Genomic DNA, 4495 nt, shown 5'->3' with positions numbered 1-4495 from the left:
GTAGCCGCCGCCGGCCAGCTTCTTGAACTTCACCAGGGCGAAGTCGGGCTCGATCCCGGTGGTGTCGCAATCCATCACCAGGCCGATGGTGCCGGTCGGGGCGATCACGGTCGCCTGGGCATTGCGGTAGCCATGGGCTTCGCCGAGCTCGAGGGCGCGGTCCCAGGCACGCTTGGCGGCAGTCGCCAGGTCGGCTTCGCGGATATTGGCGTGGTCGAGGGCGACGGGGAGAGTGTTCAGCCCCTCGTAGCCGGCCGAGAAGCCGTGAGCGGCCCGGCGGTGGTTGCGGATGACGCGGAGCATCGGCACCCGGTTCTCGGCGAAGCCCGGGAAGGCGCCCAGTTCGCGCGCCATCTCGGCCGAGGTCGCATAGGCGACGCCGGTCATCACCGCGGAAACGGCACCGGCGATGGCGCGGCCCTCGTCCGAGTCATAGGACAGGCCCGAGGCCATCAGATAGCCGCCGATATTGGCGAAGCCGAGGCCCAGCGTCCGGTAGCGATAGGACAGTTCGGCGATCCGGGGCGAGGGGAACTGCGCCATGGTGACCGAGATTTCGAGCACGATGGTCCACAGGCGGACGCTGTGTTCGAAGCCGGCGACGTCGAAGCTGCCGTCATCGCGCCGGAAGGTCAGCAGGTTGAGCGAGGCCAGATTGCACGCCGTGTCGTCCAGGAACATATATTCCGAGCACGGGTTGGAGGCGCGGATCGGGCCCGAGTTCGAGCAGGTGTGCCAGTCGTTGATGGTCGAATGGTACTGGATGCCCGGGTCGGCGCACTGCCAGGCGGCGAGGCCGATCTTCTCCCACAGCTCCTTGGCCTTCACCGTCTTGGCGGTCTTGCCGTTGGTGCGATAGGTGAGCTTCCATTCCTTGTCGGCCAGCACGGCTTCCAGGAATTCGTCGGTGACGCGCACCGAATTGTTGGAATTCTGGCCCGAGACGGTCAGATAGGCATCCGAATCCCAGTCGGTGTCATAGACGCGGAATTCCAGGTCCTTGTAGCCCTGGCGCGCGAACTGGATCGCCCGCTGCAGGTAATTGTCCGGGATCATCGCCTTGCGTGCGGCCCGGAGCGCCTGCTTCAGGGTGGCGTTCTCCTTGGGCTCGAAACGGGCATCGCCTTCGAGCGTGCTCTCGTTGCAGGCGGCGAGCACGGCATTCATGTGCTGCTCGGCGAGCTTGGAGCCGGCCACCAGGGCGGCCACCTTCTGCTCCTCGATCACCTTCCAGTCGATGAACTGCTCGATATCCGGATGGTCGATGTCGACCACCACCATCTTGGCGGCGCGGCGGGTGGTGCCGCCCGACTTGATGGCGCCGGCGGCGCGGTCGCCGATCTTCAGGAAGGACATCAGGCCGGACGACTTGCCGCCGCCCGCCAGGCGCTCGTTCTCGGCGCGCAGGCGCGAGAAATTGGTGCCGGTGCCGGAACCGTATTTGAACAGCCGCGCCTCACGGATCCACAGATCCATGATGCCGCCTTCGTTCACCAGATCGTCCTCGATCCCCTGGATGAAGCAGGCGTGCGGCTGCGGCCGTTCGTAGGCCGAGGTCGAACGGGCCACGAGGCCGGTCTTCTCGTCGACATAGAAATGGCCCTGGGCCGGGCCGTCGATGCCATAGGCCCAATGCAAGCCGGTGTTGAACCACTGCGGCGAATTGGGCGCGCACATCTGGGTCGCCAGCATGAAGGCGAGCTCGTCGCGGAAGGCGAGAGCGTCGGCTTCGGAGTCGAACATGCCCGACTTCCAGCCCCAATAGGTCCAGGTGCCGGCCAGGCGGTCGAACACCTGGGTCGCGGTCCGCTCGTCACCGTAACGCTCGGCCTCGGGGAGCTGGGCGAGGGCTTCGAGATCGGCGGTCGAACGCCACAGCCACGAGGGAACCGTGTTCTCCTCGACCTTTTTCAGGCGGGCGGGGATACCGGCCTTGCGGAAATATTTCTGGGCCAGGATGTCGGTCGCGACCTGGCTCCAGCCGGCAGGCACTTCCATGTCGGCCAGCTTGAAGACCACTGAACCGTCGGGATTGCGGATCTCGCTCGAAACCTGGGTGAACTCGATCCCCGCGTAGGGAGAATTGCCTTCGGTCGTGAATCGCCGCTCGATCCGCATTATCGCTGTCCCCGATCTGCCTTGCTGCCCGTCGGCGGGCCGGCGGCCCGTCGCCCCCGCCACGTCTTATCTTTGGAACCGCTATAGGTAGGCGGTCATCCGTGGCTGGGCACAAACTGTAGGGCCGGGCTGCCACGAGTCGGAAGGGATAAAATTTCTTTGAGGTCTAGATTTTGTGCTTGCGGATGCGCCGCACACAGAATCAAGGCCATCGGCCCTCGGCAGTGGCGCTAGTATGCGGCCATGACCGTCGATTCTTCCATGGCCGAAGCCGGGTCCTTCGCACTCGGTGTCGCCCGTTCGTGGAACAGCCGCGCCTGGCGCTGGCGCGTCGAGGACGAGCGGCCGGCCCTGGCCTTGGCGCAGGCGACCGGGCTCGACCCGGTGACGGCGCGGGTGCTGCTCGGCCGCGGCGTCACGCTCGATACCGTCGACCGTTTCCTCAATCCGAGCCTGAAAGCCGACATGCCGGATCCGGCCTGTCTCAAGGATATGGAGACGGCGGCTGCGCGTCTCGCCGAAGCGGTGGCGCGGGGCGAGGCGATCGCCGTCTTCGGCGACTACGACGTCGACGGCGCCACCTCGGCCGCCGTGCTGATCCGCTATTTCGCCGGTCTCGGCGTCGATCTCCGCCTCTATGTCCCGGACCGCCAGCGCGAAGGCTATGGCCCCAACATCCCGGCGCTCGAAGCCCTGGCGGCCGAAGGGGTGAAGCTGGTGGTCGCGGTCGATTGCGGCACGCTCGCCTATCGGCCTTTCGCCGCCGCCCGCGCGGCCGGCCTCGAAGTGGTAGTGGCCGACCATCACCAGGCGGAACCGCTGCTGCCCGAGGTGGCCGCCCTGGTCAACCCGAACCGGCTGGACGACAGCGCCGGCCTCGGCCATTTGGCCGCGGTCGGCGTCACCTTCCTGCTGGTGGTCGCCTTGAACCGCCGGCTGCGGGCTTCCGGCTATTTCGCGAAGCAGGGCCGGTGCGAGCCGGACCTGATGGCGCTCCTGGATCTCGTGGCGCTCGGCACCGTGGCGGACGTGGTGCCGCTCAAGGGCTTGAACCGCACCTTCGTCGCTCAGGGGCTCAAGGTCATGGCGGGGCGGGGCAATCCGGGCCTGGCGGCACTGATGGACGTGGCGCGGGTCGATACGGCGCCGACCGCCTATCACCTCGGCTATCTGCTCGGCCCCCGGGTCAATGCCGGCGGGCGGGTCGGCCAGGCGGACCTCGGCGCGCAACTGCTCTCGTCCGACGATTTGGACATGGTCGCCGCCATCGCGCTCCGCCTCGACGCCCTGAACCGCGAGCGCCAGGCGATCGAGAAGGAGGTCGAGGCGGCCGCGGTCGAGGCTGTCGAAGCCCGGCTGGCGGGCGGCAACGGGCCGGGCGCCCTGGTGCTCGTCGCCGGTGCCGGCTGGCACCCCGGGGTCGTCGGCATCGTGGCGAGCCGGCTCAAGGAACGCTATCGCCGGCCCTGTTTCGTGCTCTCGATCTTGGGCGACGGACGGGCCAAGGGTTCCGGCCGTTCGATTCCCGGTGTCGACCTCGGCGCCGCGGTCGCCGCCGCCCGCGCCGTCGGCCTGATCGAGGAGGGCGGCGGCCATGCCATGGCGGCCGGCATCACGGTCGATGTGGGCCGGCTCGAAGAACTCGAAGCCTTCTGGTCGAATCGTTTCGAGCACCTGGTCGAACAGGCCCTGGCGTCGGACGGGGTGAAGATCGACGCCGCCGTCGGTCTCGGCGGTCTCGGCCCCGACTTGGTGCGCCGGCTCTCCCAGGTGGCCCCCTTCGGCCAGGGCAATCCGGAGCCCCGATTCGTCGTGCCCTCGGTCCGCATTTCCTATTCGGCGCCCATGGGGCGGGGCCATCTGCGCCTTCGCCTGTCCGATTCGGCCGGGCGTTCGGCCGATGCCGTCGCCTTCCGCTCGGGCGACGGCGCGGTGGTCGAAGCCCTGGCGGCCGCGGCGGCGGGCGGGCAGCCCATTCATGTCGTCGGCCACCTGCGGTCCGAAGTCTGGCAGGGGCGGGAGAGGCTTCGCCTCTTCGTGGAGGATGCGGCGGACGCCGTCCCCGGTTAGGATCGCGCCATGACAGACCGCACCATCATTCGCTGCAGCACGATGGAAGAAGTCCGCGCCGAGGTCGATCGCCTCGACCGCGAGATCGTCCGCCTGCTGGCCGAGCGGGAACAGCGCATCATCGACGCCGGCCACATCAAGCCGAGCCGCGACATCGTGCGCGACGAGGCCCGGATCGAGGACGTCGTGACCAAGGTCCGCGCCGCCGCGGCCGTCAATGGCGCCGACCCCGACCTGATCGAGGCGATCTACCGCGACATGATGGAGCGCTTCATCGCCCATGAATTCACCGTCTGGGACGGTGCCC

The 4495-nt window shown here is 68.0% G+C and carries 3 protein-coding genes; 2 read left to right on the top strand and 1 reads right to left on the bottom strand.

The window, feature by feature from the left end:
- A partial coding sequence (locus WC493_RS21740; protein WP_373068460.1) for an adenosylcobalamin-dependent ribonucleoside-diphosphate reductase occupies positions 1–2118 on the bottom strand: 2118 nt, incomplete at its 3' end.
- Between the two features lie 243 nt (positions 2119–2361).
- Between WC493_RS21740 and recJ the strand changes: the two genes are divergently transcribed.
- Complete coding sequence (gene recJ / locus WC493_RS21735) at positions 2362–4188, top strand: single-stranded-DNA-specific exonuclease RecJ (protein WP_373068458.1); 1827 nt, start codon at positions 2362–2364, stop codon at positions 4186–4188.
- Positions 4189–4197: 9 nt separating this feature from the next.
- Positions 4198–4495: chorismate mutase (locus tag WC493_RS21730; RefSeq protein ID WP_373068456.1), on the top strand; the 298-nt coding region annotated here is incomplete at its 3' end.

Origin of the sequence: Zavarzinia sp. (assembly GCF_041650655.1) — a bacterium.
Lineage (GTDB): Bacteria > Pseudomonadota > Alphaproteobacteria > Zavarziniales > Zavarziniaceae > Zavarzinia.
The sequence above is the reverse complement of the archived record's forward strand: the minus strand, read 5'-3'. Positions and strand labels throughout refer to the sequence as shown.

Bases quoted from the DNA above. Each gene is read 5' to 3' on its own strand.
- recJ (WP_373068458.1), top strand. From the start codon at position 2,362: ATGACCGTCGATTCTTCCATGGCCGAAGCCGGGTCCTTCGCACTCGGT.